Origin of the sequence: Streptomyces longhuiensis, from assembly GCF_020616555.1 — a bacterium.
In the GTDB taxonomy this organism is placed as follows: Bacteria; Actinomycetota; Actinomycetes; order Streptomycetales; family Streptomycetaceae; genus Streptomyces; species Streptomyces longhuiensis.
Genome location: NZ_CP085173.1, coordinates 9,153,716 through 9,179,271, shown reverse-complemented (window position 1 = coordinate 9,179,271; position 25,556 = coordinate 9,153,716). Strand labels below are relative to the sequence as shown.

General features: G+C 69.6%; 25 protein-coding genes. 12 read left to right on the top strand and 13 right to left on the bottom strand.

All coding sequences use genetic code 11. The annotated features are described in order from the left end of the window. Nucleotides 1-50: 50 nt before the first annotated feature. Nucleotides 51-755 (bottom strand): FadR/GntR family transcriptional regulator, encoded by a 705-nt coding sequence (locus tag LGI35_RS41765; protein WP_227299641.1) that lies wholly within the window; start codon nt 753-755, stop codon nt 51-53. Between the two features lie 217 nt (nt 756-972). On the opposite strand from LGI35_RS41765, the gene LGI35_RS41760 reads away from it, so the two are divergent. Both LGI35_RS41760 and LGI35_RS41755 read left to right on the top strand, forming a co-directional pair. After that, nucleotides 973-1,278, top strand: coding sequence for a hypothetical protein (locus LGI35_RS41760; protein ID WP_227299640.1), 306 nt, complete (start codon nt 973-975; stop codon nt 1,276-1,278). Further along, on the top strand, nt 1,224-2,282 hold the full coding sequence (locus LGI35_RS41755) for an MFS transporter (RefSeq protein WP_227299639.1): 1,059 nt from the start codon (nt 1,224-1,226) through the stop codon (nt 2,280-2,282). The genes LGI35_RS41760 and LGI35_RS41755 overlap by 55 nt, the downstream gene beginning before the upstream one ends. Before the next feature lie 25 nt (nt 2,283-2,307). Here the strand turns inward: LGI35_RS41755 and LGI35_RS41750 are convergent, their stop codons facing one another. Continuing rightward, nucleotides 2,308-3,504 carry an aromatic ring-hydroxylating oxygenase subunit alpha gene (locus LGI35_RS41750; RefSeq protein WP_227299638.1) on the bottom strand — a complete coding sequence of 399 codons (1,197 nt, stop codon included), beginning with the start codon at nt 3,502-3,504 and terminating at the stop codon, nt 2,308-2,310. Between the two features lie 471 nt (nt 3,505-3,975). On the opposite strand from LGI35_RS41750, the gene LGI35_RS41745 reads away from it, so the two are divergent. From LGI35_RS41745 to LGI35_RS41720, 6 genes are all read left to right on the top strand, one after another. Continuing rightward, nucleotides 3,976-4,782 (top strand): ferritin-like domain-containing protein, encoded by an 807-nt coding sequence (locus LGI35_RS41745; RefSeq protein WP_227299637.1) that lies wholly within the window; start codon nt 3,976-3,978, stop codon nt 4,780-4,782. Next, on the top strand, nt 4,779-5,348 hold the full coding sequence (locus LGI35_RS41740; RefSeq protein WP_227299636.1) for a hypothetical protein: 570 nt from the start codon (nt 4,779-4,781) through the stop codon (nt 5,346-5,348). The genes LGI35_RS41745 and LGI35_RS41740 overlap by 4 nt, the downstream gene beginning before the upstream one ends. Before the next feature lie 72 nt (nt 5,349-5,420). Then, on the top strand, nt 5,421-6,671 hold the full coding sequence (locus LGI35_RS41735) for a sensor histidine kinase (protein WP_227299635.1): 1,251 nt from the start codon (nt 5,421-5,423) through the stop codon (nt 6,669-6,671). After that, on the top strand, nt 6,668-7,357 hold the full coding sequence (locus LGI35_RS41730) for a response regulator transcription factor (RefSeq protein ID WP_227299634.1): 690 nt from the start codon (nt 6,668-6,670) through the stop codon (nt 7,355-7,357). Before LGI35_RS41735 ends, LGI35_RS41730 begins: the two co-directional genes overlap by 4 nt. A 250-nt stretch (nt 7,358-7,607) precedes the next feature. Further along, nucleotides 7,608-7,898 (top strand): zf-HC2 domain-containing protein, encoded by a 291-nt coding sequence (locus LGI35_RS41725; protein WP_227299633.1) that lies wholly within the window; start codon nt 7,608-7,610, stop codon nt 7,896-7,898. Between the two features lie 243 nt (nt 7,899-8,141). Further along, on the top strand, nt 8,142-8,591 hold the full coding sequence (locus tag LGI35_RS41720) for a spore-associated protein (protein ID WP_100593605.1): 450 nt from the start codon (nt 8,142-8,144) through the stop codon (nt 8,589-8,591). 139 nt (nt 8,592-8,730) lie between these two features. Here the strand turns inward: LGI35_RS41720 and LGI35_RS41715 are convergent, their stop codons facing one another. From LGI35_RS41715 to LGI35_RS41685, 7 genes are all read right to left on the bottom strand, one after another. Beyond that, a complete protein-coding gene (locus LGI35_RS41715) occupies nt 8,731-9,621 on the bottom strand; it encodes an MBL fold metallo-hydrolase (protein ID WP_227299632.1) in 891 nt (296 codons plus the stop codon). A 169-nt stretch (nt 9,622-9,790) separates the two neighbouring features. Continuing rightward, a complete protein-coding gene (locus LGI35_RS41710) occupies nt 9,791-11,422 on the bottom strand; it encodes a fucose isomerase (protein WP_227299631.1) in 1,632 nt (543 codons plus the stop codon). Between the two features lie 70 nt (nt 11,423-11,492). Continuing rightward, nucleotides 11,493-12,971: an FGGY-family carbohydrate kinase gene (locus tag LGI35_RS41705; protein ID WP_227299630.1), complete on the bottom strand. Its 1,479-nt coding sequence runs from the start codon at nt 12,969-12,971 to the stop codon at nt 11,493-11,495. Nucleotides 12,972-13,019: 48 nt separating this feature from the next. Further along, the gene (locus LGI35_RS41700) at nt 13,020-13,919 is read right to left on the bottom strand and encodes a carbohydrate ABC transporter permease (RefSeq protein ID WP_227299629.1); all 900 of its coding nucleotides are present in this window, start codon (nt 13,917-13,919) and stop codon (nt 13,020-13,022) included. Continuing rightward, nucleotides 13,909-14,874, bottom strand: a complete 966-nt coding sequence (locus tag LGI35_RS41695) for a carbohydrate ABC transporter permease (protein ID WP_227299628.1) — start codon at nt 14,872-14,874, stop codon at nt 13,909-13,911. The genes LGI35_RS41700 and LGI35_RS41695 overlap by 11 nt, the downstream gene beginning before the upstream one ends. Further along, the gene (locus LGI35_RS41690) at nt 14,871-16,259 is read right to left on the bottom strand and encodes an ABC transporter substrate-binding protein (protein WP_227299627.1); all 1,389 of its coding nucleotides are present in this window, start codon (nt 16,257-16,259) and stop codon (nt 14,871-14,873) included. The genes LGI35_RS41695 and LGI35_RS41690 overlap by 4 nt, the downstream gene beginning before the upstream one ends. 48 nt (nt 16,260-16,307) lie before the next feature. After that, a complete protein-coding gene (locus tag LGI35_RS41685; RefSeq protein WP_227299626.1) occupies nt 16,308-17,411 on the bottom strand; it encodes a glycoside hydrolase family 172 protein in 1,104 nt (367 codons plus the stop codon). Between the two features lie 287 nt (nt 17,412-17,698). On the opposite strand from LGI35_RS41685, the gene LGI35_RS41680 reads away from it, so the two are divergent. Further along, nucleotides 17,699-18,715 (top strand): LacI family DNA-binding transcriptional regulator, encoded by a 1,017-nt coding sequence (locus LGI35_RS41680; protein ID WP_227299625.1) that lies wholly within the window; start codon nt 17,699-17,701, stop codon nt 18,713-18,715. 82 nt (nt 18,716-18,797) lie between these two features. Here LGI35_RS41680 and LGI35_RS41675 read toward each other — a convergent pair whose 3' ends face one another. From LGI35_RS41675 to LGI35_RS41665, 3 genes are read right to left on the bottom strand one after another with little or no spacing between them, the layout of a single operon-like run. Next, a complete protein-coding gene (locus tag LGI35_RS41675) occupies nt 18,798-19,187 on the bottom strand; it encodes a YybH family protein (RefSeq protein WP_227299624.1) in 390 nt (129 codons plus the stop codon). A gap of 34 nt (nt 19,188-19,221) precedes the next feature. Next, complete coding sequence (locus tag LGI35_RS41670; RefSeq protein ID WP_227300738.1) at nt 19,222-19,866, bottom strand: cyclase family protein; 645 nt, start codon at nt 19,864-19,866, stop codon at nt 19,222-19,224. A 5-nt stretch (nt 19,867-19,871) separates the two neighbouring features. After that, nucleotides 19,872-21,407, bottom strand: a complete 1,536-nt coding sequence (locus LGI35_RS41665; protein ID WP_227299623.1) for a purine-cytosine permease family protein — start codon at nt 21,405-21,407, stop codon at nt 19,872-19,874. Nucleotides 21,408-21,565: 158 nt separating this feature from the next. Between LGI35_RS41665 and LGI35_RS41660 the strand changes: the two genes are divergently transcribed. Further along, the gene (locus LGI35_RS41660) at nt 21,566-23,050 is read left to right on the top strand and encodes a PucR family transcriptional regulator (RefSeq protein WP_227299622.1); all 1,485 of its coding nucleotides are present in this window, start codon (nt 21,566-21,568) and stop codon (nt 23,048-23,050) included. A gap of 34 nt (nt 23,051-23,084) precedes the next feature. Here LGI35_RS41660 and LGI35_RS41655 read toward each other — a convergent pair whose 3' ends face one another. Beyond that, the gene (locus LGI35_RS41655; protein WP_227299621.1) at nt 23,085-23,996 is read right to left on the bottom strand and encodes a LysR family transcriptional regulator; all 912 of its coding nucleotides are present in this window, start codon (nt 23,994-23,996) and stop codon (nt 23,085-23,087) included. 75 nt (nt 23,997-24,071) lie between these two features. On the opposite strand from LGI35_RS41655, the gene LGI35_RS41650 reads away from it, so the two are divergent. Both LGI35_RS41650 and LGI35_RS41645 read left to right on the top strand, forming a co-directional pair. Further along, nucleotides 24,072-24,218, top strand: a complete 147-nt coding sequence (locus tag LGI35_RS41650; RefSeq protein ID WP_227299620.1) for a hypothetical protein — start codon at nt 24,072-24,074, stop codon at nt 24,216-24,218. Between the two features lie 128 nt (nt 24,219-24,346). Next, the gene (locus tag LGI35_RS41645) at nt 24,347-25,513 is read left to right on the top strand and encodes a substrate-binding domain-containing protein (protein ID WP_227299619.1); all 1,167 of its coding nucleotides are present in this window, start codon (nt 24,347-24,349) and stop codon (nt 25,511-25,513) included. Nucleotides 25,514-25,556: the final 43 nt, after the last annotated feature.

Here is a 25,556-nt window from a genome sequence, read left to right as displayed (position 1 = left end):
CCTCCAGGGCGTGAGTCACTCCCCGGGGCGTGAGCGGCTGGGGGGGGCGGTCACTCCCCCTCGGGCCGCCAGTGGAGAAGTTTGACCTTGCCGACGCTGTCGACGTGGGTGTGCATGGCCAGCGCCGCGGCTTCGGGGGAACCGGCCCGCACCGCGTCGGCGACGAGTTGATGTTGGTGCAGGGACTGGGCGGGGCGGTCGGGCTGGCGCAGCGACTCGTTGCGGCTCTCCGCGATCGGCTCGGCGATCTCCGCCATGAACTCGGCGAGAAGCGGGCTGTGCGCCGCTGCGGTGACGGCGGCATGGAAACGCTGGTCCTCGGCGACGCACAGCTCCCCGCGCCGGACGGCGCCTGCCATGGCCTCGAGTGCGGCGTCGATCTCCTCCAGGTCCTCGTCCGTGCGGCGTTCGGCTGCGAGGGCTGCGATTTTGGTCTCCAGGGCGTCCCGGGCGTCCAGGACATCGGGGAGTCGACGGCGTCGTTCCACCATGGCCTGAAGAGGTTCGGCGTCAAGGCGGTCGCGGAGCAGGAACGTGCCGCCACCGTGGCGTACCTCGACGAGGCCCTGCACTTCCAGGGCCACGATGGCCTGCCGCACCGAGGTCCGGCTCACCGCGAGGCGTTCGGCGAGGTCGCGTTCAGGGGGCAGCCGGTCGCCTGCCTGGAGGCTTTCCGCCTGCACGTATTCACGGAGGCGCTCGACGACTTGCTCGTACAGACGAGGCCGGGGAACCGGACGCAGTGACTCGGACAACGGACTACCCGTCCCTTCCCCCAACAATCTTGCTGCCGCTCACCCTTGACAGCACATCAGACCCTGCCGACACTCTAGCGCAGGCCTAGAGGCCCAGTGGTCCATCCAATTTTGACTCCTGAGAGGCACACCGCCGCACGGCCTCGATCACCACCCCAGTCCCCTCTGGCCGACATCCCCCCCATGTCGTCACCTCCTGAGCCGAATCGAGGTACCCGTGACGATCGACGAGCAGTCCACCGCAACCACCGGAACCCCCACCCCCACACGGCTGACCGGCCCCCAACGGCACGCCTTCTGGGGTTCGTTCGGCGGTTGGGCCATGGACGGCTTCAGCTGGACCATCCCCGGTCTCGTACTGGCCCCCGCCCTGACCGCACTGCTCCCCGCGAGCAACATTCCCGTCACGCCCGACAACATCGGCTGGCACGGACAGGTCAGCGCCGCCGTGTTCCTGCTCGGCTGGGGATGCGCCTTCATCTGGGGCCCATCGCCGACCGCTTCGGCCGCAAGCCCGCGATGATGGCCTCCATCCTCATGTACGGGGTCTTCACCGCCCTGGCCGGCACCGCCACCCACCTGTGGGAATGGAATACCTTCCGTTTCCTGGCGGCCGTCGGTGTCGGCGGCGAATGGGCCATGGCCGGCACCCTCCTCTCCGAAGTGATCCCGGAGCGGGTACGGGCGCGATTCGGCGGTCTGATGCACTCCGCCGCCTACTTCGGCGTCCTCGCCATCTCCGTCGTCTATCTGCTCGCCGGACCTGAACTCGGCTGGCGGGGCATGTTCTTCGTGGGCGGCCTTCCGGCACTGGCCGTCTTCCTCATCCGCCGCACCACCCCCGAGCCGGAGCGCTGGCAGGAGGAGACCTCCGGCCGGCCGGAGCGGTCCTTCTGGCAGCCCGTCGTCGAGGTTCTCTCCCCGCCCTACCGCGCCCGCACCGTGGGCAACCTGCTGCTCCTGGTGGTCTGCGTCATCGGTCTGTGGGCGGGCTCGACCTACGTGCCCACAGCCATCACCGCCCTTTCGCAGGAGGCCGGTTACAGCCATGCGGCCACGGTGCGCCTGGCCAGCCTCTCGTCCATGACCGTGGCCGTCTTCACGATCCTGGGCTGCTTCGCGGTGCCCCGCCTCGCGGCTCGCATGGGGCGGCGCGGGGCGCTCGCCTCACTCTTCGCGCTGATGATCGTCGGAATCGTCGGTGCCTACGGCTGGGCCTACCCCCACCACTCGATCGCCCTACTCTTCGCCTTCCTGCCGGTACTCGGTCTGGGCGGCGCGAGTTTCGCGGTCTTCACCATCTGGCTGCCGGAGCAGTACCCGACACGCATGAAGGCGACCGCCTTCGCCTTCACCACGACCTTCTCCCGCTGGGTCGCCGCGGGCGGCACCTTCCTCATCGGCTACGGCATCCACGCCACCGGCTCCCTCACCCTGCCCCTCACCCTGACCGCTGCCGTCTTCGTCATCGGCATGCTGCTGGTACGCCTGGCCCCGGAGACCCGCAGCACGACCCTCCCCACCTGACCACCAACTCCCCATCCGGCAATGGTCAGTTCACGCGTCCGGGCTTCGACTCGTGGCCGTCGGCGTCCGGCCGGGCAGTCTGCTGCCCGCCGCCGCCGGCGGCCTCGGGGTCGAGCGGCACGCCGTTGGTCCGCAGCATGTGCCGCACGTCCAGGATCAGCGGGAACACCTCGTGGTTCCGGTCCTCGCCCTGTTCGTCCCAGGCGCGCTGCTCGGCCTCGACCGCCATACGGTCCTGGGCGAAAACCCGTTCAGTGAAGCGGCGGATGAGCGGCCACGCGAGCTGGAGCACCCCCGGGACCGACGGCTTCGCGATCATCAGCAGGCCGTAGGCGTGGTTGACGCGCTGCTCGGCGTCCTCCGGCACGTACGCCGCCCAGAGGGAGAACGACGGGAGTTCGGCGCCGTCGGGGACGGCTTGCAGAGTCTGATACGGGTACTGGGTGCGGATGGTGATCTCGTCGGGTGTCTGCTGTCCACCGAGCCCCTCGGCCGACAGCAGCCCGGCGCCACGGTCCTTCTTGCCCCCAGCAGGGACGAAGAGGTAGCGGGCCTCGACGAACTGCGGGCCGGTCTCGTACCCCAGCAGCTCGGGCTGAATTCTCCCCAGCACGCTGCGGTGCAGGAACTGGTGGTTCATGTCCAGCAGGTTCTCGTGCATGAACGAGTAATGGCAGTTCACGGTGCGGGAGAAGGTCATGGTCCGGTGCGTGGCCGCGCCGAACTCCGGCAGCACCGGGAACGGCGCCGACTCGGCCTTCTCGGGGTCTCCGGGAAAGACGAACACCAGGCCGAACGCCTCGCGGACCGGATACGACCGCACGCCGCGCGGCGGCCGCTCGCATCCCTTGGGCAGGTAGGGGATCTGCGAGATGCGGCCGTTTCCGCGGTAGGCCCAGGCGTGGTAGCAGCAGCGCAGGACGTCCCCCTCCACGACGCCGAGGCTCAGCGGCACCTGGCGGTGCGCGCACCGGTCCTCCAGGGCGTGGACGCTTCCGCTCCGGCCGCGGTAGAGCACGATCCGTTCGCCGGCGAAGACGGCGGCGAACGTTCGTCCCTTGCGCACAGCACGTGACACGGCCACGGGATACCAGTAGTCCGGGTCGATCCCGATGCGCCGCAGGTCGGCGACGGCCTCGCCACGTTCGTCCACCGGACGTGGCGGGGAACCCGCCGGTCCGTCGGCGCTGTACCCGTCCGTTCTGGGAAGGGCCTCGGTCATGTACTGCTCCCTTGTGCTGGAGCCGGGAGGACACGGCGGGGGGAGCACCAGGCTCCCGGAGGCGGGACTGGTCGTGCGGCCTGCCTGCCCCGGGCCTTTGTTCCGGTGGCTGCCGATCAGCGGGCACGCCGCCGGAGGCATCGGTTCGGTCCGCCCAGTGGAGGTCGAGGGCGCTCCGCCTGCCGCAGCAGGACTCCTCGTCCACGGTGGTAGCAGGCTGTGCAAACGGCAACCGCGGCGCTGTGCGGCCGCACGCATCGTCTGCCCATTCGGGCGCGACCGGCGGGCCCGGACGCGCTGGGTGCGTCCACCGGCGGGGTGGTCGCACCCGTAAGCCCGGAGACGGCTTTCGTGTTACTCCATTTGCCTGTCCGGCTCCCCTGGGCGCGGTACTGAGCACCGGCATTCCCCGTCAGCGCGTGGACATCGTGCGATCGTGCAGCGTCAGAGCGAAGCGATCAAAAGGGACGTATGAACGAGACGGTTTCCACTCCCACCAGAACGCCCGAGGCCGGGGATCACGCCTTCGCCCGGGCTGACGCAACGACGGCCGACCGGGCAGAGCTGCACTCGCTCCTGCGAACAGCCCTCGCCCTCGAACACGCCACCATTCCCCCTTATCTCGCGGCGATGTACTCCCTCAAGGGCGGAAAGAACCGGGAGGTCGGGGGCATCATCCGCAGCGTCGTCATGCAGGAGATGCTGCACCTGGCGCTCATCGGAAACATCATGAACGCGGTCGGCGCCACCCCCAGGTTCGACGACCCGGAGCTGGTTCCCGTCTACCCGGGGCGGCTGCCCGGCGGGGTGATGCCCGACCTGGAGGTCTCGCTCGGCGCCTGCTCGATCGAACGGGTACGCGAGGTGTTCATGGGCATCGAGCTGCCCGAGGCCCCCCTCGCCCCGGCCGGCCAGCGAGAACTCCAGTCCATTTCTGGCTACAACCCTGAGCTGGACGCGGACGGGAACATCCAGAACCTCACCGAAGAGGCCCTCGACGCCCCTAAGAAGTTCTTCGCCCTGGCCGACTACGACGAGACCACCATCGGCGGGTTCTACCAGCACATCGCAAAGGTGCTGACCGACCTCGACAAGCGTGAGAAGGATCTGTTCAACGGCGATCCACGCAGACAGGTCAGCTGGCCGCACGCTCCCGGACGGCTGTACCGGGTGACCAACCTCCAGACAGCGCTCTGGGCCATTCTGGAGATCATCGACCAGGGCGAGGGCCACGCCCAGGACCCGACCGTGGGCCCGCTGCCGGGGAGGGCATCATGACCAGCACCGGACAGGACGGGGCCGTCGGCGGGCCCGACCGACGTACCGCACTGCAACTGGCGGCCACTGCCGCCGTGTCGGGTGTGCTCGCCACCGGCGCAGGGGTGGCGTCCTCCGCGTCGGCCGTTGCCGAACCGGCGGCGCCCGAGGGACCTCCGCCGGCCGCCCAGGCCGAGCCTCGCGCGGATGAGCTGGCGCACTACTACCGGTTCTGGGAGATCGTGCAAGGGCGCCGGCTGGTCAAGACGCACGGCTACTGGTCGTTCGACGGGCCGGAGATCCCGTTCGATCAGCGCGAGGTGTACCGCCTGGTCGAGAATCCCGACACCCAGAAGCTGGAGGAGGGCTCGGCGGCGCGCGAGGCGTCCGAACGGTGCGACCGCGCCTACACCCTGATGCTCAGGACGCTCAACCGCGTGTTCGACGGCCACCCCCAGGAACTCCGCCGGGCGGAGCGGCAGATGGAAGTCCTCGGCAAACAGGCCCGCGCGCTGATGCGGATTCCGAGCGCCCCCGGCGCGAAGACGGTCCTGGCCCCTGCCTTCCAACTGGCCGAGGACGACTGAGCACGATGTGTAGGCGGTGACGACGCCTGCGCTCGCGGTGCCCGGTCCGGTCACCAGCCCTACGTTGGTGACATGGCAGTGATGACCGCTAAACGTCCGGGAGCGCAGGTTCGGACTCGTGTCAAGGACGTCCTCTTGGCGGCCTTGGTCTTTCTGCTGTCGATGGTGGCGGTCTCGGTCGTTCACCAGGAGCACCGGATCTCCATCCGATGGCAAGCCGTGGTGCTTGTCGGGACCAGCTGCTTCGCGCTGGTGTGGCGGCGCCGCCACCCTTTCGGCGTACTCGTCGTGGCCATCGTCTGCGCAGTGATCCTTCAGGCGCTCGGGTTCCGGGAAGGTCCGCTGGGGACGAGCTCGGTCATCCTGTCCATCTATACCGTCGCCGCGTGCACCGACCGGCGTACCACCTGGACGACGGCGTGCGTGACGGCGGCCGTGCTGGTGGGAGCGGCCATAGCGACCGACCCACGGACATGGCTTTCCCCGGACAACGCGGCGATGCTGGCATGGACGGCTCTGCCGGCGGCGGTCGGGGACGGCGTGCGATCCCGCAGAGCCTATGTGGCGGCCGTGGAGGAACGGGCGGAGCACGCGGAACGCACCCGCGAGCAGGAAGCCCGTCAGCGGGTGGCGGCCGAACGGATGCGGATCGCACGTGAGTTGCACGACGTCGTGACCCACCACATCGCCCTGATCAACGCCCAGGCGGGCGTGGCCGTCCATCTCGTGGAGCAGCGGCCCGAACACGTGCTCACCGCGCTGGAGGGCATCCGCGACGTGAGCCAGTCCGCGCTCGACGAACTGCGGGTGACCGTGAGCCTGCTGCGGCAGCCGGACGAGACCGCCGCACCGCGCGATCCGACGCCGGGAATGAGTCAGGTGCCTGACCTTCTGGCGTCCTTCGAACGTGCCGGGCTCGCGGTCAAACAGACGCTGAGCGGCGACCCCAAGCCGCTGGCGCCGGCGGCCGACCTGGCGGCGTACCGCATCATCCAGGAGGCCTTGACCAATGTGCGCAAGCACTCGGGGGTGGACCAGGCGCGACTGGATCTGTCCTACTGCCCGGACCGGCTGACGATCACCGTGGAGGACGACGGCCCGTCTCGGCCCGCCGGCTCCGAGCAGGGAAGCGGCCACGGCCTGATCGGGATGCGCGAACGGGCCGGCACAGTCGGAGGCAGGGTGCAAGCGGGACCGCGCGCGGAAGGCGGTTTCACCGTGACTGCCGAGCTGCCGCTGCTGTCCGGTACCGCAGAGGACACGACACCGACGGATGCCGATGAGCCGGCTGCGCAGGGCACCACCGAGGAAGGCCGAGCGTGACGATCCGTGTTCTTCTCGCCGATGATCAGGCTCTGCTACGGGGCACCTTCAAGATGCTGTTCGATTCCGCGGACGACATGGAGACCGTGGGTGAGGCCGCCAACGGCAGGGAGGCCGTGGACCTGTGCGATGCGCTGCATCCCGACGTCGTCCTGATGGACATCCGGATGCCCGAGATGGACGGCCTCGACGCGACGCGACTGATCAGCGAGTCCGAGGACCTCGCCGGGGTGAAAGTCCTGATCCTCACCACCTTCGAGGACGACGAGCACGTCGCCGAGGCGCTGCGGGCGGGGGCGAGCGGCTTCCTCGGCAAGGGTGTGAGGCCGGACGTCCTGCTCGACGCGGTCCGCACGGTGGCCGCCGGTGAGGCACTGCTCTCCCCCGTGGCGACCCGCGCGCTGATCTCCCGCTTTCTGGCGCAGCCCGAGCTGTACCCGGCCGTCGTGGAGGAGCGCCTGGAGTACCTGACACCGCGGGAGCGCGATGTGATGTGCCTGGTGGCGCTGGGTCTATCGAACGAAGAAATTGCCGAACGTTTGTTCGTAAGCCCGCTGACCGCCAAGACGCACGTCAACCGGGCCATGACCAAGCTGGCCGCGCGCGACCGGGCCCAGCTCGTGGTCATGGCCTACCAGTGCGGCCTGGTCAGCCCGGTCGTGGAACCGGCCGGCCCGCAGGCCTGAGGCCCGCATGAGGCAGGCAGGACGCCGTCGGCCGTAGGGACCGGGGCCGGATACCACGGATGCAGTAGGCGCGATTCGCTTCAGGGGGACGACGCGCTACCACCCCCGCGTCGGCCACAGTGAATGCATGAACGAAAGCAGGACCTTGAGCCCCAGTGCCCGGCGGCACGACCGGCCCTCTGCGCCTGCCCGCCTCAAAGTGCCGTAGCTGCGTTTCTGCGCTTGTGCGGTGGCAAGGAGAGGAGTCGACATGTTCAGCACCCTGGAATGCCACACCATCCGTGAACGACTGGCCGACTACACGCTCGACGCACTCGCCGAGGAAGAGGCGCGTGCCGTCAGCACCCACCTGGCCACCTGCTCCGCCTGCCGGGACGAGCACTACTGTCTGGCTGCAGTGGCGGCTCACCTGGTTCCCCTGCGGAAGGCGCTGGCCGACGAGCCCGAGCGCCGCAAGCTCGGCCGGCGCCGCCCGGCCCGGATACGGCACCTCACGCTCGCACACTGGGCGAACTGCAAGGTGCTGGCGGCAGCGGGCTGAACAGCGATCCACGGACGACGTCACCCTTCCCCCGGTAGACGCTCTCCTCTCGCACGGTCGCCGCGTCCCCGTCCCGGGGGCGCGGCGACGCCAACAGGTCGGCCAGACAAGGGCGTTGATCCCCCGACGCCAGGCCCAGCCCTCCGGATCCGACTTCTCCCGAGGGGAGGCACAACCATCCGGATGTGTCGCGAGTCACATGATGTAAGAGCAACAAACTCGCAAAGATCACAAGGGGGAAATATGCGATTCAGTCGACCTGTCCTGACTGGTGCCGCCCTGGCAGCCCTGGCCCTCGGGGGCACGACCGCTCTTGCGGGACCCGCCTCCGCCACGCCCAACACCACGCCGCAGAAGGTGTGCGGGAGCAGCTACAAGACCGTGAACTCGGCGCCCATCGGCTCACTGGGCACGGTCTACCTCACGTACAACTCCACGAACGGCAAGAACTGCGTCGCGACGATCCGCAAGAACCCCGGGACCCGGCTGGACATGTCCGCCTGGATCTATGTCTCCGACACCGACCAGGGAGACCAGGACTACGGGCAGTACACGTCCTACGCGGGGCCCATCTACGTCTACGGCAAGGGCCACTGCGTCGACTGGGGCGGCAACATCAGCAACGTGTACGTCCAGGTGACCGGGTCCAACTGTGCCGCGCTCCGGGAGCACCGGGTCACCACGACCCGCTGATCCGCTCGACACCGCACAGCTGACCGGCGAAGCACCGACCGGCCAACGGGGATCACCACACCCACTGTTGGCCGGTCTCTGCTCGAAGCCCCGATGAAATCAACCCCGTTGAAGCGCACGTCGGTGCCCACTTCCGGGTCTACGCCGCGCGGAACCGTCCCGGTTCCACCTCGGCGACCAGCCCTCCGCTCATCAGCACGTCCAGGTGCTGCACCGCCGTCCTCCGCTCCACCGGCCTCACATGCGGCCCTTCGACGTGGGGCCGGTAGACGAGCCTGTGGTCGACGATCTCCTCGACGGTCCGCGGCTCACCGAGAAACGCGAGCAGCGCCGCCTCGCGCCTGGCCACCACACCGGCGAAGCCGTCGAGCCGGCGCCGGAATTCCTCGGCGCCCTCGATCACACCCTTCTGGTGCGACGTGCCGTACCAGCGCGCGTCGATCTCCCGGCACCGGCGCATCGACGCCTCGAAGTCCACAAGACTGCTGCCGACGTCCCCGTAGTAGGGACCGAACGACGTCAGGTCGATGTCCCCCACGAACAGGAAGCCCTCCGGCTCGATCAGAAAACCGCTGTGGCCCGCGGTGTGCCCGGGCAGGTGCACGACGGTCACGGTGCGGCCTCCGAGGTCGAAGACGGCGCCGTCCTCGAACCCCGCCGCGTCCGGTCGGCCCCGCACATGGAACTCGTCCCGCATCATCTTGTCGACGACGTCGACCTCGTCGGGCGGCAGGCCGATCCCGGCGACCAGAGCCTCGCGGGACCGCAGCGCGCCGAGGTCGCCTTCGTGGACGCGGACCGGCACGTCGTAGCTTCCGAGACCGGCGATGTGGTCCTCGTGCGCATGGCTCACGAGGACCAGGTCCGCCGGCGGCGCGCCCTCGAGGAGCGACAGCGACGGGTCGACGACCAGGGATTCGGCCGTGCCCCGCACAAGCAGCGTGTTGGCGTACGGGTAGGCCCCCCGTTGGGCACCCACGAGCACGCTGACGTCGCCGTACTCTGCCGCTGTGTATCCCGTGGTACGCATTTTCAAGACTCTCTCACGAGTGGTCACGGCCCCTGCGGTGATTGCCGGCTGCCGAGGGGACCGTACCGAGCGCCAGACTTTGACGCACCGGCCGTTACGTTGAATCGGCCGTGGGAGGGCCTCGCTCAACTGCCCCAGTGCCGAGGGACCATGACCGGAGACTCGGTGATCAGAGGCTTACGTCGCCGCACAGATGAACCCGCAGTCCCAGCTCCTCGAACAGCGCCGCCTTCGCACGCAGGGCCTTGTCGGCTGTGGCGGCGTCGGGCGCGTAGGCCACGTTGAGGTGGTTCGCCTTGTGGCGGGCCATGAACTGGTCACGCGTCACCCCGTGCAGGACCGCGTGCATGATCGGCCACTCCGGGGTGGTGGCGTCCAGGCGTCGCCGGGTCTCCTCCTCGGGCAGCTCCACCACGCTCGCCCGCCCGAGGTCCACATGCAGGGCGCCGTCCATGATGAATACGCGCGACCAGACGATCTCGCCCGGCTTGGACACCCCGCTGAGGGTGCCGCCGCCGAGCGGGAAGAACATCCGCGGCTGGCGCATCGACCAGGACTTGTCGTAGCCGCCGTGGTGGGAGGCGGGTACCGAGCCGGATATCTCGAAGACCCAGACGAACCGGCCGTCGTAGTCCTGCCCCCAGCGGATGTCGTGCAGGGTCGTCGCCGGGTCGAGCCCCATCGCGGTCCAGATCCGGCTGGTGACGAGCGAGTCCACGGCCACGCCCTCGTCGACCTCGTTGAAGTGGGGCAGCGGAGCGCCCGGGTACAGCTCGCGCGAGCCGTCGCGGGACAGTACGGCCGGGCGCTCCACGTTGTTCAGCAGGCCCTCCGCCAGGTCGCTGGCGGGGACGGTGTCCTTCAGACCCTGCTGGTACTGGATCCCGACGGCGTCGAGCCCGAAGTCGTCGGCGATGCGCAGCGCGGCGATGTACATCCGGAACTGGCTGAGGAGTTGAGCGTCGGTCAGCTCGGTGGCCTCGTCCGTGCCGGTGTGGAACGTCATGCCGGCCGCGTCGAGCCAGTCGCGTACGGCCCGCGCCTCCCCGTCGGTGACCTTGTTCATCTCGACGACGAGGGCGCTCTGCGACAGGCGCTCCTTGTAGATGCCGAGGGGGTTGAGCAGCTCGTCGTCGATGATGGCGTTGTACATCCCCATGCAGCCCTCGTCGAAGACACCGATGACGGCTTTCTCCGTGCGGAGTTGGCGGGCCAGGGCGACGCCCAGTTCGGTCTCCGCGTCGACGGGCAGCGCGGGCAGGTCCCGTACATGCGTGGTGTCGTGTGTGAGGGTTCCGGTCTCCAGCCAGGTACGCAGTCCGTCGCGGGCCCATTCGTCGGTGAAGTCCTCGCTCCACAGCGCCGCGTGGGGGACACCCGCCTTGGTGAGGCTGCCGGTGAGGTTCAACAGGCCGACCAGGCCCGGGAATTCGCCGCTCCAGTTGGCGACGACGAGGATCGGGCCCTGGTGGCTGCGCAGCCCCGCGAGCACGTGGTGGCTGTACTGCCAGACCCCTTCGACGACGATCAGCGGGGCGTCCTGCGGCAAGTGCCTGAAGACCTCGATGCCTGCGCGCTGGCTGTCGATGAAGCCGTGCCCCTTCTTCTCGTCGACGGCGTGAGCGCGGCGCACCGTCCAGCCGAGGTCCGTGAGCGCGGCGGCCAGGTCTGCTTCCAGTTTCTGCTGCGAGGGCCATCCGGTGATGTTGGCGGCCGGGCGCAGGTCGCCGCTGGCCACGGTGTACACGGTGCCGGGCTCGGCGGCGGACGGGGTGAAGGGCTGCGGGACGGCGTAAGGCATGCGGATACTCCGTGGGTGTGCGTAAGGAAGGGTGCGGGAGGGAGCCCTGACAGAAGGGGCTGCCTGGCGTTCAGCGGGACTGGAGGTCGGCCAGTGCGTGGACGACCGGGGAGGACGCCGGGTAGAGCTCGCGGTACAGGGCGTACAGCTCGTCGTACCGGGACGTCGTCTCCGGGCAGGGGGTGACCACTTCCCGCACCGGGTTCCAGGCGTCGATGCGGGCGTCGGTCACGAGTTGGGCGGCGAGGAGTGCCCCTCCGTAGGAGGCACCGATGGAGGTCGTGCGTACCTCCTGGGCGCGGCCGGTGACGTCCGAGACGATCTGGGTCCACAGGCGTCCCTGGACGCCTCCTCCGACGGCGACGACGCGGCGGATGTCGCCGCCGGCTGTTTCGATGGCCTCGATGTTGTGCCGCACTCCGTACGCCGTGCCTTCGAGAGCCGCTCGGTACAGGTCTCCGCGGGTGTGGGAGAGCGTGAGGCCCGCGATGACGCCGCGCGCACGTGGGTCGGTGATCGGGGTGCGTTCCCCGGCGAAGTAGGGAAGCATCAGCAGGCCGCCCGCGCCGACACCTGACTCCTCTGCCAGGCGCAGCAGTTGCCGGTAGTCGTCGCTGCCGAACAGGTCGCGAAGCCAGCTGGTGACGGCGCCCGACGTCGCCATTCCGCCGGCGAGGTTGCGGGTGTCGGGGAGGGCTCCGACGGTGCTCCAGAGCGAAGGGTCGCGCAGCAGTCCCGGCACGGTGTGGACGAGGAACATCGTCGTGCCGTACATGAGCATGAGGTCGCCGATGCCGTGCGCGCCGACGCTCAGTGCCTCGGCCCAGGCGTCGACAGTCCCGGTGGTGACCGGGATGCCTGTCGGCAGACCGGTCAGGTGTGCGGCCTCGGCAGTCACCGTGCCGGCCGCCTCGCCGGACCAGCGCAGTTCGGGGAGGTCGATGCCGGGGGCGATCCGGTCGGTCCACGGGGTGTACCAGTGGCAGGCCAGAGTGTCGTAGAGCGGGGTGCTCTGGCTGGCCGAGTGGTGGTCGAGTACGTAGGCACCGGTGAGTTTGCGCACGAGCCAGGAGCTCGGCATGTAGAGCCTGCGGGCGCGGCGGAAGAGCTCCGGTTCCCGTTCGGCGATCCACGCCACCTTGGGGCCCGCGGCCTGTGTCGTGAGCCGCGAGCCGCAGCGGTGGGTGATCTCTTCGGCGCCCAGCTCACGTTCGAGCCGCTCGATCTGGGGGACGGAGCGGGTGTCCACGCCGTACAGGATCGCGGGGCGTACAGGCGTGTCGTTCTCGTCGGTGAGCAGCACGCAGGGGCCCATGCCGCTGACCCCGGCCGCGACCACGTCCGAGTCGCGTACGGAGGTCAACTCGCGGGTGAGGGAGACGAATTCGTCCCACCAGATGTCCGCGCGCATCTCGACGTGTCCGGGAGCCGGGCGGTCGACGGCGTGTTCACGGACGGCCGTGTGCAGCACGGTGCCGTCGAGGCCGACCAGGACGCCTTTGCTGCTGGACGTTCCGATGTCCACACCGATGACTGCTGACTGAGGCATACGAGCACCGTATTTCTCGGTTCGTTCCGGATCGTTGCGCTGGTCGGGTCACTTCAGGCCGGAGGTCTTGATGGACTCGACCATCTGGCGCTGGAAGACGAGGAAGAGGGCGAGCATGGGTATCACCGCGACCACGGCGGCGGCCAGGACATAGTTCCAGTTCGCGCCGTACTGGGTGCTGAAGGACGCGATACCCACCTGAATGACCGTCAGGTCCGCGCCGTTGGTGGCGACCAGCGGCCAGGCGAAGGCGTTCCAGTTCGCGAGGAAGAAGAACACCGAGAGCGCCGAGAGGATGGGCCGGGACAGCGGCAGGATGATGTTCCAGTACACCCGCCAGTACCCGCAGCCGTCGACGATCGCCGCCTCCTCCAGCTCCTTCGGTATGCCGAGGTAGAACTGGCGGAGCAGGAAGATTCCGAAGGCGTTGAAGAGCGGCGGGATGATCAGGGCCGCATAGCTGTCGAGCATCCCGAGCGTCCGGACGACGACGAACAGCGGGATGAGGATGACAGGTGCGGTGATCAGCAGGGTCGAGAAGATGACCACGAAGATACCGTCCCGCCCCGGGAACTTGAGCCGGGCGAGCGCATAGGCGGCCATCGAATGGAAGAGCAGCGCCACGGCCGTGACCACCGCGGCGGTGATGAAGCTGTTGAACAGCCAGCGGACGAACGGCACTTCGGTGAAGACGTAGGCGAAGTTGGACCAGGTGAGGTCCGTGGGGATGAGCTTGCCGTCGGTGACCGTGGTGCGGGTCTTGAAGGATGAGGTGATCATCCAGAGCACCGGGAAGATGCTGACGGCGGACAGGACGACGGCCAGGGCGACGAGCCCGGCCCGCGGGCCGAAGGGCCGCCGGCGCCGACGAGTCGTGCCCGTCCTCGGGGCCGTGGTCGTGCCCGCGGCAGGAGCCGCCTTCGTGATGGTCGCGGTGTCACTGCTCATCGTCGAACCTCCCGCCCTTGGTGACCTTGAAGATCAGTCCGGAGAGGGCGACCATGATCAGCACCAGGAAGGATCCCAGGGCTGCCGCATAGCCGTACTCGCCGAAGACGAAGGCCTGTTGGTAGATGTAGAACATCGCCACCGCGGTGCCGTTGGCCGGACCGCCGGAGGTCAGTACGAAGACCAGGTCGAAGGTGCCGGTGATGGCCGCGACAGTGGTCATGATCAGGACGAAGAAGCTCGTCGGCCGCAGCAGCGGCCAGGTGATGCGGCGAAATGCCGTCCAGGTCCCGGCGCCGTCGAGCTTCGCGGCCTCGTACAGCTCCTGGGGGATCTCGTTGAGCCCCGCCAGGAAAATGATCATGTAGTAGCCCATCATGTACCAGACGGTCACGGCGATGACGGCGTACAGCGCGAGGTCCGGGTCGCCCAGCCAGGACAGCGGGTTCATGCCGAGGGCGCTGGCGGCCTTGTTCACGACGCCGGTCTGCTCGTCGAGCATGAACTTCCACAGCAGGCCGACGACGACCAGGCTGAGCATGTGGGGCAGGAAGAACGCCGTGCGGTAGGCGGCCATACCGGGCAGCTTCTGCTTCATCAGCACGCCGAGCGCGAGACTGACACAGAACAGCGTGGGCACCATGACCACCACGTACTTCGCGGTCACCCAGATCGAGGACCAGAAGTACGGGTCGTTGAGCATCCGCTGGTAGTTGCCGAGCCCGATCCACTCGTAGCTGCCGAAGCCCGAGACCTGGAAGAAGCTCAGCGCGATCGACAGGAACATCGGCAGGACGACGAAGACACCGAGGCCGATGCCGTCGGGGAGCAGGAACAGCGCGGCGGCCAGCCACTCCCGGTGCGTGCGGCTGAGCCTGCGGCCGCCCGCGGACGGGGCGGCGTCGGCGGCGGGTGCCTGCGGTTGGTGCGCCGTGTGCGGAACGATGCTGGTCATATCAGGCTCGCCCCCTCGTAACTCTGCATGAAGGCCTCGATGCTCCGGGCGGCCCGGTCCGTCTCGCCGGCCACGCCCTTGCCGCCCAGCATCGTGGCCTGGATGGCGTCGGAGACCGCCTTGTAGACGACCGGGGGGTAACGGGGCTCGGCGCGGCCCCCGGGGAAGATCTCCTCCTTGAACTTCTTCATCGCCCAGAAGTCGTAGCCGCCCTTCTTGGCGGCGCGTTCGAGGGCGGACGCGCGGGGCGCGATGTCGGACTTGGAGCTGGTGCACCAGTCGACGGTCCGGTTGACCGACTCGTCGTTCATCCCGCCGAGAGCCCAGGCACAGAACTCCGCCGCGATCTCGGGGTTGCGGCCCTGGGTGCTGGCGCAGAACGACCAGCCGCCGAGGACGGTGGTGTACTTCCCGCCCGGCGGCACGGGCAGTTTGAAGACCCCGTACTTGTGCTTCGGGGCGGACGTCCGGAACCCGGAGATCTCCCAGATGCCGCTCTGCCACATCCCGGCGAGACCGGACGTGAAGGAGGTGAGCAGGTCGTCGGCCGCGGGCATGGTGCGGGGCGCGATGCCTGCCTGGACGGCGTCCTGCCACAGGGACAGAGCCTGCCGGGCGGCCCGGGAGTCGAATCCGGCCTTGCCGTTCTCGTCGACGACGTCGCCGCCGCCCTGCCACATCCATGGGTACCAGGTGAAGTTCTGGTAGTACCCGGGGTCGGTCTGGAAGACCAGGCCGGCGCCTGCCTTGGCACGCAGCTTGTCGCCGACGTCGAGCATCTCGTCCCAGGTCACCGGGATGTCGGCCTCCGAAAGGCCGGCCTTCTCCCAGACGGGGACGTTGTAGTACATGGCCAGCGGCTCGACCTCCATCGGCAGGGCGTACACCTTGCCGTCGACCATCCGGCTGTCGAGGCTGCTGCCGTAGTCCTCGATGACTCCCTTCTCCATGTGCGGCGTGAGGTCGGCCAGGATGCCGCCGTTCTGGTACCGCAGGAAGTCGCCGGGGCTGAGCAGGAAGATGTCGGGGCCCGCCTCGGAGGCGAAGGCGGTGACCATCTTCGAACCCTGGTAGCTGTCGCCGGGGACGTAGTACAGCTCGACCTTGACCTCATGGTCGGCGTTCCAGTCCTTGACGACATCCTGGAACCACTTGGCCCTGGCCCGGTCCGACGGGTCGGGAGAGTGGGCGTCGTAGAAGTACCAGAACTTCAGCGTGCCGCCGTCGGCCTTCGCCGGGCCGCCGCAGCCGGTCAGCAGCGGTGTCGCTGCCGCCGCCGCGCCCGCAGCCGCCGCGCCGAGGAATCGGCGGCGTGTCGGCGCCGCCGGGACGACGGCCTCGTTGCCGTGCTGGAGCATGGTGTGCTCCCGTCTCTGTGAGTACATGCCTGCCTGGGGATGGGTGCGAGTGCCGGGGATCCGGCCCTTGCGTGGCTACATGTGCGTGTCGACCTCGAGGTCCAGCAGCCCGGGCGTGGCCGGCAAGGAGGCGCCGGCGGGCCGGTCCAGGTAGAAGAGAGAGGTCGACGCGATGTCGTCGTGGTTGGGCCGGTAGCGGTGCCGGAGACCGTTCCCGTGGCCCCGGGCGATGCCGAGGCACTGGACGGTCACTCGCAGGTCCTCCTGGAAGCGGATCGGGTCGAGGACGTGCCAGCGGTACATCCCGAAACGCTGCTGGCTGTCGTAGAGCCCGTCCGGCTCGAGGATCTGATTGAGGCCGAGGTACGGCGTGGTGAAGGCGGTGTAACCATGGCCGGGGACGTCGAAGTTCCAGGCACCGCCGAAGTAGTCCTCGGTGCCCGTGCCGCAGATCGTCGGAAACTCGTCGTCGCCGTCCAGGAAGAACTTCAGCTCGCCCTCGCCCCACCAGCCGGGGCTGTTGACGGCCCATGCCAGATAGGTGCCGATGTACTGGCCCTGGCCCTCGACACCCTCGAGGAGGGTGTGGTCCGTGCCGGCCGTGACCGGGTTGCTGCGCCGCCACTGGGCGTGGAAGTAAGCGGCGTCGTCCGCGACCTCGCCCAGCTCGTAGTCGATCTGGTAGTAGAGCGTCATCTGCTCGGCGGCCAGGTTCTCCAGCGTGATCCGGGCCTTGCGGCGGAAGGGCATCGGCCAGTACGCGTTGAATCCCCCGTTGGGGTTGGCCGCCACCGGGATGGAACTGACCTGGCTGAAGACGTTCCAGCCGTTGCAGAAGAAGTCACCGAGCGGTACCTCGACGGCCGGGGACTCCTCGCCCTCCCAGTAGAAGCGCAGCAGTGTCTGGCGCCAGGCCGCATGCGGGGCTGTGGTGCACCAGAGGTGCGTGAGGGTGCCGGGGCCGTCGATGTCGGCGAGCACGACGGTCTCCCCCGCCGCTATGTCGATGCTCGGGGAGATCTTCCAGCCGCGGCCGAGCCGGTCGGCGGCGAGGGCGCCTGTGCCCTCGGTCGCCATGCCGCCCGCTCCCTTGGCTCCGGTGAAGTTCTCCGCGCTGATGGAACGCGTGACCGCGCTGGTGGTGCGGGCGAGGCCTGCCAGTCCGGGGGCGATGCTCATCAAAGCTCCGTTTTTGAAATCGATTTCTTCATGAAGGCGAAGGGAAGTCGCCCCTCGATGTCCTGAATTACGGCTGAGACCCGTTGCCCATGACGCAGACCGACCGGGAACTCCTTGAAATCCGTTTCACGGGAACGTAGGTTTCACGCCAGACGCTGTCAAGAGGTTGGCCCGGAACCTGAGGGAGACGCTGACCCGACTGCCGCACGACAGGGCGGACAATGACGCACACAACAGCGCACGGCGGCCAACGCCCGTGCCCGGACGAGGGGTTGAGTGAGAGGGCAGTGGCGACGATCTACGACGTGGCACGCGCGGCCGGGGTCTCCCCGGCAACGGTGTCGCGGGTGTTCAACGGCGGGCGGGTCACGGCGGAGCGGGCCGCGAACGTACGCAGGACGGCGGCCGAACTGGGCTTCGCCCCCAACCGCGTCGCCCGCTCCCTGCGGATGCAGCGGGCCTCCGTGATCGGCCTGATCATCCCGGACATCGCCAACCCCTTCTTCACGGCCCTGGCCCGCGGTGTCGAGGACGCCGCCCAGAAGACGAACCTCTCGGTGGTCCTGTGCAACACCGACGAGGACGTCGACAAGGAGCACCGCTACCTGGAGGTCGCCGCGGGCGAGCAGATGGCCGGAGTCATCATCGCCGCCGCGTCCCGCCACCGCACGGATCTCTCCGCGCTCGTCGACCGCGGCACGCCCGTCGTCGCGGTCGACCGGCGGCCCCGGGGTGCGTCGGTCGACGCCGTCATGCTGGACAACCAGCACGGTGGTGAGGAGGCCACCGAGCACCTGCTCGCCCAGGGCTATCGGCGGATCGCGTGCATCGCCGGTCCCGAGGGCACCTCGACGTCGGACGAGCGACTCGCCGGGTACCGCGCGGTCCTGCGGGACCATCTGCGGGAGAGCGGGCAGGGGGAGCCGCCCGCCGAGTACGTCTGCCACGGCGACTTCCGCGTCGAGGGCGGGCGGGCCGCGATGGAGCGACTGCTCGCCCTGCCGGAGCCCCCGGACGCCGTGTTCGTGGCGAACAACCTCATGACGGTGGGCGCCCTGGCCGCCTTGCGCGACGCGGGCCGCGAGCCCCCGCGGACCGGCCTGCTCTCCTTCGGCGACGTCCCGTGGCCCGAGCTCGTCACCCCGTCGCTCACCTCGGTCCAACTCCCGTCGTACGAGCTGGGGTTCGCTGCCGCGGGACTCCTTCAGGAACGCATCGCGGGCACGGACAAACCACTGCAGACGGTGGTCCTGCGTACATCGCTCCAGGCCAGGGACTCGACGAGCGGACCCGCGCGGGGGTGACCTCGTCGACCACGCGTTCCGGAACGACGACGTCGCCCCGGAACGCCTGAGGCGTTCCGGGGCGACGTCGTGGAGCGGCGGATCAGGCTTCGGGCGCCGGTGAGAGATGCTCGTGGACGGCGAGCCAGCGGCCGGAGTCCTGGCGGGCGAACACGATCGTCTCGCGTTCGCGGAGCGTCTCCTCGCCGGCCGTCGTGGCCACCGTGGTCTCGACCCGGTGGCTGAAGACGGCGGTGTCGCCGAAGGGCTGCACCAGCTGGTCGGTGGATGCGCAGCGCACGATCCGGAACCCGTCCTCGGCGACCCAGCGGCTCCACAGGGCGCGGTAGTCGGCGGTGGACGCGACGCGTTCGGACGTGGTGTGGAAGACGAACGTCGCGTCAGGCGTGAACGCGTCGAAGTAGTCGTCGAGACGGCCTTCGCCGAACGCGGACACCAGGGCGTCGGCGGCCTTCAGTACCTCGTCGGTCATGGGGGGTGCTCCTTCTCGCAGGAATGCGGGCGGTTCAGCCGATGCGGGCGACGGCGCGTACGGGTGCGCCGTCGGCGGCGGGCAGTTTCATCGGCAGCAGCGAGACCTCGATGGGCTCGCCCGCCGACTGTGCGTCGGCCAGAGGGCCGAGTCCGGTCAGGTTCTCGGCGATCACGGCGTGCGCCCCACACAGAATCTGGTGGGCGGGGAACTCCTCGGCGGGGGTGGGATCCACGCTCAGCGCGTCGATGCCGACCGTACGCACTCCCCCGGCGACCAGGAGTTCGGCCGCCTCCCGGGTCAGGTAGGGGTGGGTGAAGTAGTCCTCGGTGCCCCAGTGCGCCGACCAGCCGGTGGCGACGAGGACGATCGCCCCGGCCCGGATCCGGCCCTCGAAGAGGTCCGGCCCGAGCGGTGAGCGCGGGCGCACGCCGCGGGCGTCGACGACGACGGCCTCTCCCACGAAACGGTCCAGCGGCAGCTGGTCGAGGGTGGGCAGCGAGTCGTCGATGTGGAACGGCGCGTCGACGTGCGTACCGGACTGGGACCCCATGTCCAGGTGCAGGACGTTCACACCGTCCGCCGCGACGCTCAGGGCGGGGGTGAGGGTGACGCGGGGGTCGCCGGGGTAGACCGGCATGCCGGTCGCGAGCTCGACGGAGAGGTCCACGAGGCGCATGGCCGTCACGCCCTTCCCGCGGCGACGGGCGCGGGGACGTCGTCGGTGATCGGCGGGACGGGCGTGTTCGAGGCGCGGACCAGACGCGGCCCCTGGGGCCCGTAGACCTCGCGCGGCTCGGGGAAGAGCCACAGCAGGGCCAGGTACAGGAGGGCGGCGACACCGAGGCCGACCAGGAGCGAGAGGTCCACACCGCCGGCTAGGTCGCCGAGGGGGCCGACGAACTGGCCGGGCAGGTTCACGAACATCAGGGCGAGAACGGCGGAGGTCAGCCACGCGCCCATGCCGCGCCAGTTCCAGCCGTGGGTGAACCAGTAACGGCCGCCCTTCTGGCGCCGGTTGAAGACCTGGAGCGAGTCGGGGTCGTACCAGCCGCGGCGGGTCAGCCAGCCGAGCATCATGATCACCATCCAGGGGGCGGTGCACGTGATGATCAGCGTCGCGAACGTCGAGATGGACTGGGACAGGTTGGCCGCGAAGCGCCCGACGAAGATGAATCCGATCGACAGCACACCGACGAACAGCGTCGCCTGCACACGGCTGAAGCGGGTGAACACGCTGGAGAAGTCGAGACCGGTGCCGTAGAGCGAGGTGGTGCCGGTGGACATGCCGCCGATCAGCGCGAGCAGACACACGGGCAGGAAGTACCAGCCGGGCGCGATCGCGAGGAGCCCTCCGACGTAGTTCGACGCGCTCGGGTCCATGTACTTGGCCGCCTTCTCCGCGATGATCGAGGCGGTGGCGAGCCCGAAGAAGAAGGGCAGGATGGTCGCGATCTGCGAGGCGAACGCGGCGGTGACGACGCGGCGGCTCGACGCCTGTGCCGGAATGTAGCGGGCCCAGTCGCCGAGGAAGGCACCGAACGACACCGGATTGGACAGCACGATCAGGGCCGAGCCGATGAAGGCGGGCCAGAACCCGGCGGACGAGGCGGACGAGAACGACCCCTGGTAGCCCGGGTCGAAGTCACCGGCGAAGGCGAAGAAGCCGAGGACGAACAGCGTCGACGCCGCCACGACGGCGATCTTGTTCACGAACAGCATGAACCGGAAGCCGTACACGCACACCGTCAGCACGAGCAGCGCGAACACGCCGTACGCCAGCGCGAACACGCCGTCGTTCTGGGGCACGCCCATCAGCCGGTGCGCGCCGCCGACCAGGGCGTCCCCGGAGGACCACACGGAGATCGAGAAGAACGCGACGGCGGTGAGCAGCGAGAGGAACGAGCCGACGATCCGGCCGTGCACACCCAGGTGGGCCGAGGACGACACGGCGTTGTTGGTGCCGTTGCGCGGACCGAACACCGCGAGCGGCGCCAGGATCAGCGCACCGGCCACGAGGCCGAGCACGGTCGCCGCGAGGCCCTGCCAGAACGAGAGGCCGAACAGGATGGGGAAGGCGCCCAGCACGCAGGTGGCGAAGGTGTTGGCACCACCGAACGCGACCCGGAACAGGTCCAGGGGCTTGGCGGAGCGGTCCGAGTCAGGGATGCGTTCGACGCCGTACTGCTCCACCTCCGTCAGAGCCGGGGAATCACTCATTCGTCCTCCTTGGGAGCGAGCAGCTTGATCAGGTCGTCGGCGGACGCGGCGGGCAGTTTCTCGCGCGACAGCGAAACAGGTGCAGGTGGTCGGGTGAGTGTGCACGGCAAGGGATTGCCACGGCAATCGGTGCAGACACGAAGAGGTAGCCTCGCTTTGTGGCTGAGCACAAAGAACACCGCACCGGCCGGGTGGACCGCCAGCGGGTGACCGTCGCGGACCTGCTGTCCTACCCCGCGTTGCAGTTGCGCCTGGTCGCGGGCGCGGCGGGCCTGTCCCGCTCGGTGTCGTGGGCGCATGTCAGCGAGCTGGACGACCCCACGCCCTGGCTCCTGGGCGCCGAAATGATCATGACGACGGGTCTCGCGATGCCGCGCTCGGCCGCCGGGCAGCGGGCCTACCTGGAACGGCTCGACGACGCAGGGGTGGCCGCCCTGGCCGTCTCCGCCCAGCTGCACATGCCTCCCCTGCGCCAGGCGTTCCACGCCGCGGCCGAGGAGCGCGGCATGCCGGTCCTGGAAGTACCGCTCGCCGTCCCCTTCATCGCGGTCGCGCAGGAGGTCGCGGCCGCGGTCCAGGAGGACGCCCGCCACCGGCTCGGCGCCCAGCTCCAGGTCTTCGGCGCCTTGCGCTGGCTCACCTCGGAGAACCTGGACACGGCCGAACTCTTCAGCCGCCTGGAGAACCTCTCCGGATACGCCATCTACCTGTGCACCCGGCAGGGCCGGCCCCTGCTGCCCGGCGTGCCCGCGCCGGACCCGTCCCTGCTGCCCCGCTCGGCGGACGCCCCGCCGACGATCCCCGGCGGATTCGCTCTCCCCGTACCCTCACCCGGCGGACCCGCCGGTTTCCTCATCGCCATGGCCCACGACGGCGCGCGCCCGGCGGGCCTCGCCGTCGTGCAGCACATCGCCACCGTGGCCGCGCTCCAGCTCGCCATGGTCCGCACCGAACGCGAGACGCTGCGCCGCGAAGGCACCGAGATCCTGGCGGAGCTGCTGCAGGACGCGCTCGATCCGGCCGTCGCGAAGCGCCATCTGCTGCGCCACTCGATCAAGGGCGAGGCCGCCCTTGCGGTGGTCAGGGGCGTGACGCAGCAGGCCGTGCTGGAAGCCCTCCACGACGAGCCCTGCCTGCTCCTCAACCGGGGCGACGACCGCTACCTCTTCGGCTCACCCCGCCTCGGCGACACGATCGCCGCTCTGCCGGGGGTGACGGCCGGCATGAGCCGCCCCGTCCGGCCCGGGGCCTCGTTGCGGGTCGCCCGGCGCGAAGCCCTGTGGGCCGCCTCCCACGCCGCGGCATCCGGCCGCCCCCTCGTCCGCTACGCCGACGACGCCACCGGCCGCTGGCTGCCCGACGACCCCGCCGCCCTCACCGCGCTCGTCGATCACGTGCTGGGCGACGCGCTGCGCTACGACGGCAGCCACGGCTCCCGGCTGCTCCCGTCGGTGCGTACGTGGATGGAGCGCGACCGGCGCACCGACGAGGCCGCGACCGCGCTTCACATCCACCCCAACACGCTCTCCTATCGCCTGCGCCGCTTCAGTGAGCTGACGGGCCGCGATCTGACGACCACGGCGTCCTTCGCCGAGGTGTGGCTCGCGATCCGGGCGGCCGGGCAGCTGGGGCTTCTGGACTGATCCACGTGCCATGCCCCGGGCGGCGGTGCGCCGGCTATTTCGCTTGCCGGCGCGTGGCCGGTGGGCTCGGGTCCTCGCCGCGGGTGAGGTGGTCCATCAGGGCCGCGGCGGCCGGGTTGCGCGGGCGCGGCCCACGACCGGTGAGCACGACCGTGCGGCCCGGCTCCGGCTGGCGGATCCGGACACAGGGCAGGCCCGCGTCCTCGCCGATGCGCCGGGGCACGAACGCGACCCCGATGCCGGCCCGGACCAGGGCCACGAGCATGCCGATCTGGGTCACGTCGCAGGTGATCCGGCGATCGAGACCGCAGTGCGCGGCCAGCCTGCGTACCGCGGTCTCCAGGCCCGTACCGGCGCGGAAGTCGACGAAGGACTCGTGTGCGAGGTCCCGGATCAGCGTGCGGCCCGCTCGCGCGAGGGGGTGTCCGGGCGCGGTGACGAGTACCAGCTCCTCGCGCCAGGAGGCGAACTCCACGAGCCCGTCGGGCAGTTCGGCCGCGTCCGGGGCGAGGTAGGCGAGATCCAGCTCACCGGCCCGCAGCCCTGCGTACAGTTCGTCGACCGGTGCGTCGCGTACCGACACCTGGATGCCGGGCAGACGCCGGTGGAACAGTGCCAGCTCGCCGGGCAGGTCCACGCAGGTGAGGGTCTGGATCGTCCCGATGGACACACGCCCGGTGGTCAGACCCGCCACCGCCGCCACCGCGTCGCGCGCCGCGTCGGCTCCCGCCAGCAGGGCCCTGGCCTGCGGCAGCAGGGCACGACCGGCCTCGGTGAGCACGACGCGGCGGCCGGTGCGGTCGAAGAGATCGGCCCCCAATTCGCGTTCCAGATTGCGGATCGACGTACTGAGCGCCGACTGCACGATGAGTTCGGACCGGGCGGCAGCCGTGAAGGTGCCCTCGGCGACGACCGCCATGAAGTGACGGAGCTGACGCATCTCCATCCATCTACTCTAGCGATGGCAGGCAGCAAAACGATCTGTTGGACCGACCGCCACGGACCACCGGATGCTGCTGGCATGGATCACGTACCCACGCTCTGGACCGCCGCCTACGCGCCCCACCGACCCGCTGCCGTGCGCACAGTCGCCCGTCAACTGGTGCGCCTGCGCTGCTTCGTGCGCACCCTCGCCCTGGCGGACCACACGCCGTTCGGGGGGTATTAGACACGACCCCCTGAGTGATGTCTCAGCCGCCCGAGGGCTGACTTTCCCGGCCACCTGCTGGTTATGCTGCCGCCGAAGCGTTCATGGAAGCGCTCAAACGAACAGCGGGTGTCGAGGGGGCCATCAGCATGCGTGAGCCGGTCGATCTCAGGCGGCAGCGGATTCTCGCCGTGGTGCAGTCGCGCGGGGCGACGCGGGTGAGCGATCTCGCCGCGGAGCTCGCCGTGTCGGTGGTGACCCTGCGGCGCGATGTCGAGGAACTCGCCAGGGAGGGCAAGCTGCGCCGTGGCCACGGCGTCGCCCGCCCGGTGCTGACCGAGACGGAACGGGCCGCCGCCCCCGTCGAACCGACGGCCGACGGCGGTCCGGTCGCGGTCGTCGTCCCCGAGCGCCACTCGTATCTGTACGAGGCGCTGCACGGCGCTCGGACCGCCTTCGAGGAAGCGGGGATCCGCATCGCGCTGCACATCGCTCCGGCCGTCGCGGGAGCCGAACAGCCCATCGTGGAACAGGCGTTGGCGGCGGGCGCCCGCGGACTGCTCATCGCCCCGCGCTGGCGCAGCCGGGCCACGGAGGAGGCCGACTACACCTGGCTGGCGCGCCTGCCGGTGCCCGCGGTCGTGATGGAGCGCAGGCCCCGGCGCGGCAGCGCGCTGCACTCCGTGGACACGGTCTGCACCGATCACTGGTACGGCATCCATCTCGCCGTCGAACACCTCACCGGACTCGGCCACCGGCGCATCGTGCTCGCCGCGAGGGACGACAGCCCCACCGCCCGTGCCCTGCGTGCGGCGTTCGTCGAGATCGCCGCGGACCATCCGCACGTGGACAAGTGGGCGGTGGCGCTCAGCTCGCCCGGGGCGGCCCCCGACCCGGCGGCGGAGACGGCGGAGAAGCCGATTGACCTCCCGTCGCTGTTGGCCGAGTTGGGGGCTACGGCGGCCGTGCTGCACGGTGATGTGGACGCGCTCATGCTGGTGCAGTCGCTGCGCGACGGCGGGGTGCGGGTTCCGGAGGACTGTTCCGTGATCGCGTACGACGACGTGGTGGCGGGTCTCGGCAGCACCCCGCTCTCGGCCGTCTCGCCGCCGAAGGCCGAGGTGGGCCGGGCTGCGGCGGAGTTGCTCCTTCGGCGGCTCGGCGGACAGCCACCGGCCTTCGGGGACGGGCCGGCGCGGCGCCTGGAGCTGCTGCCCACGTTGAAGGTGCGCGGTTCGACACAGGCCCCGGACGCCGCGGATTCGCAGGTGTCCGACGCCGCAGGAACCTCCGGCACAACTTCCCCTTCACAATGAGCGTTTGACCGCTTCATTTTCTTCTGATCGATCTATTGACCAG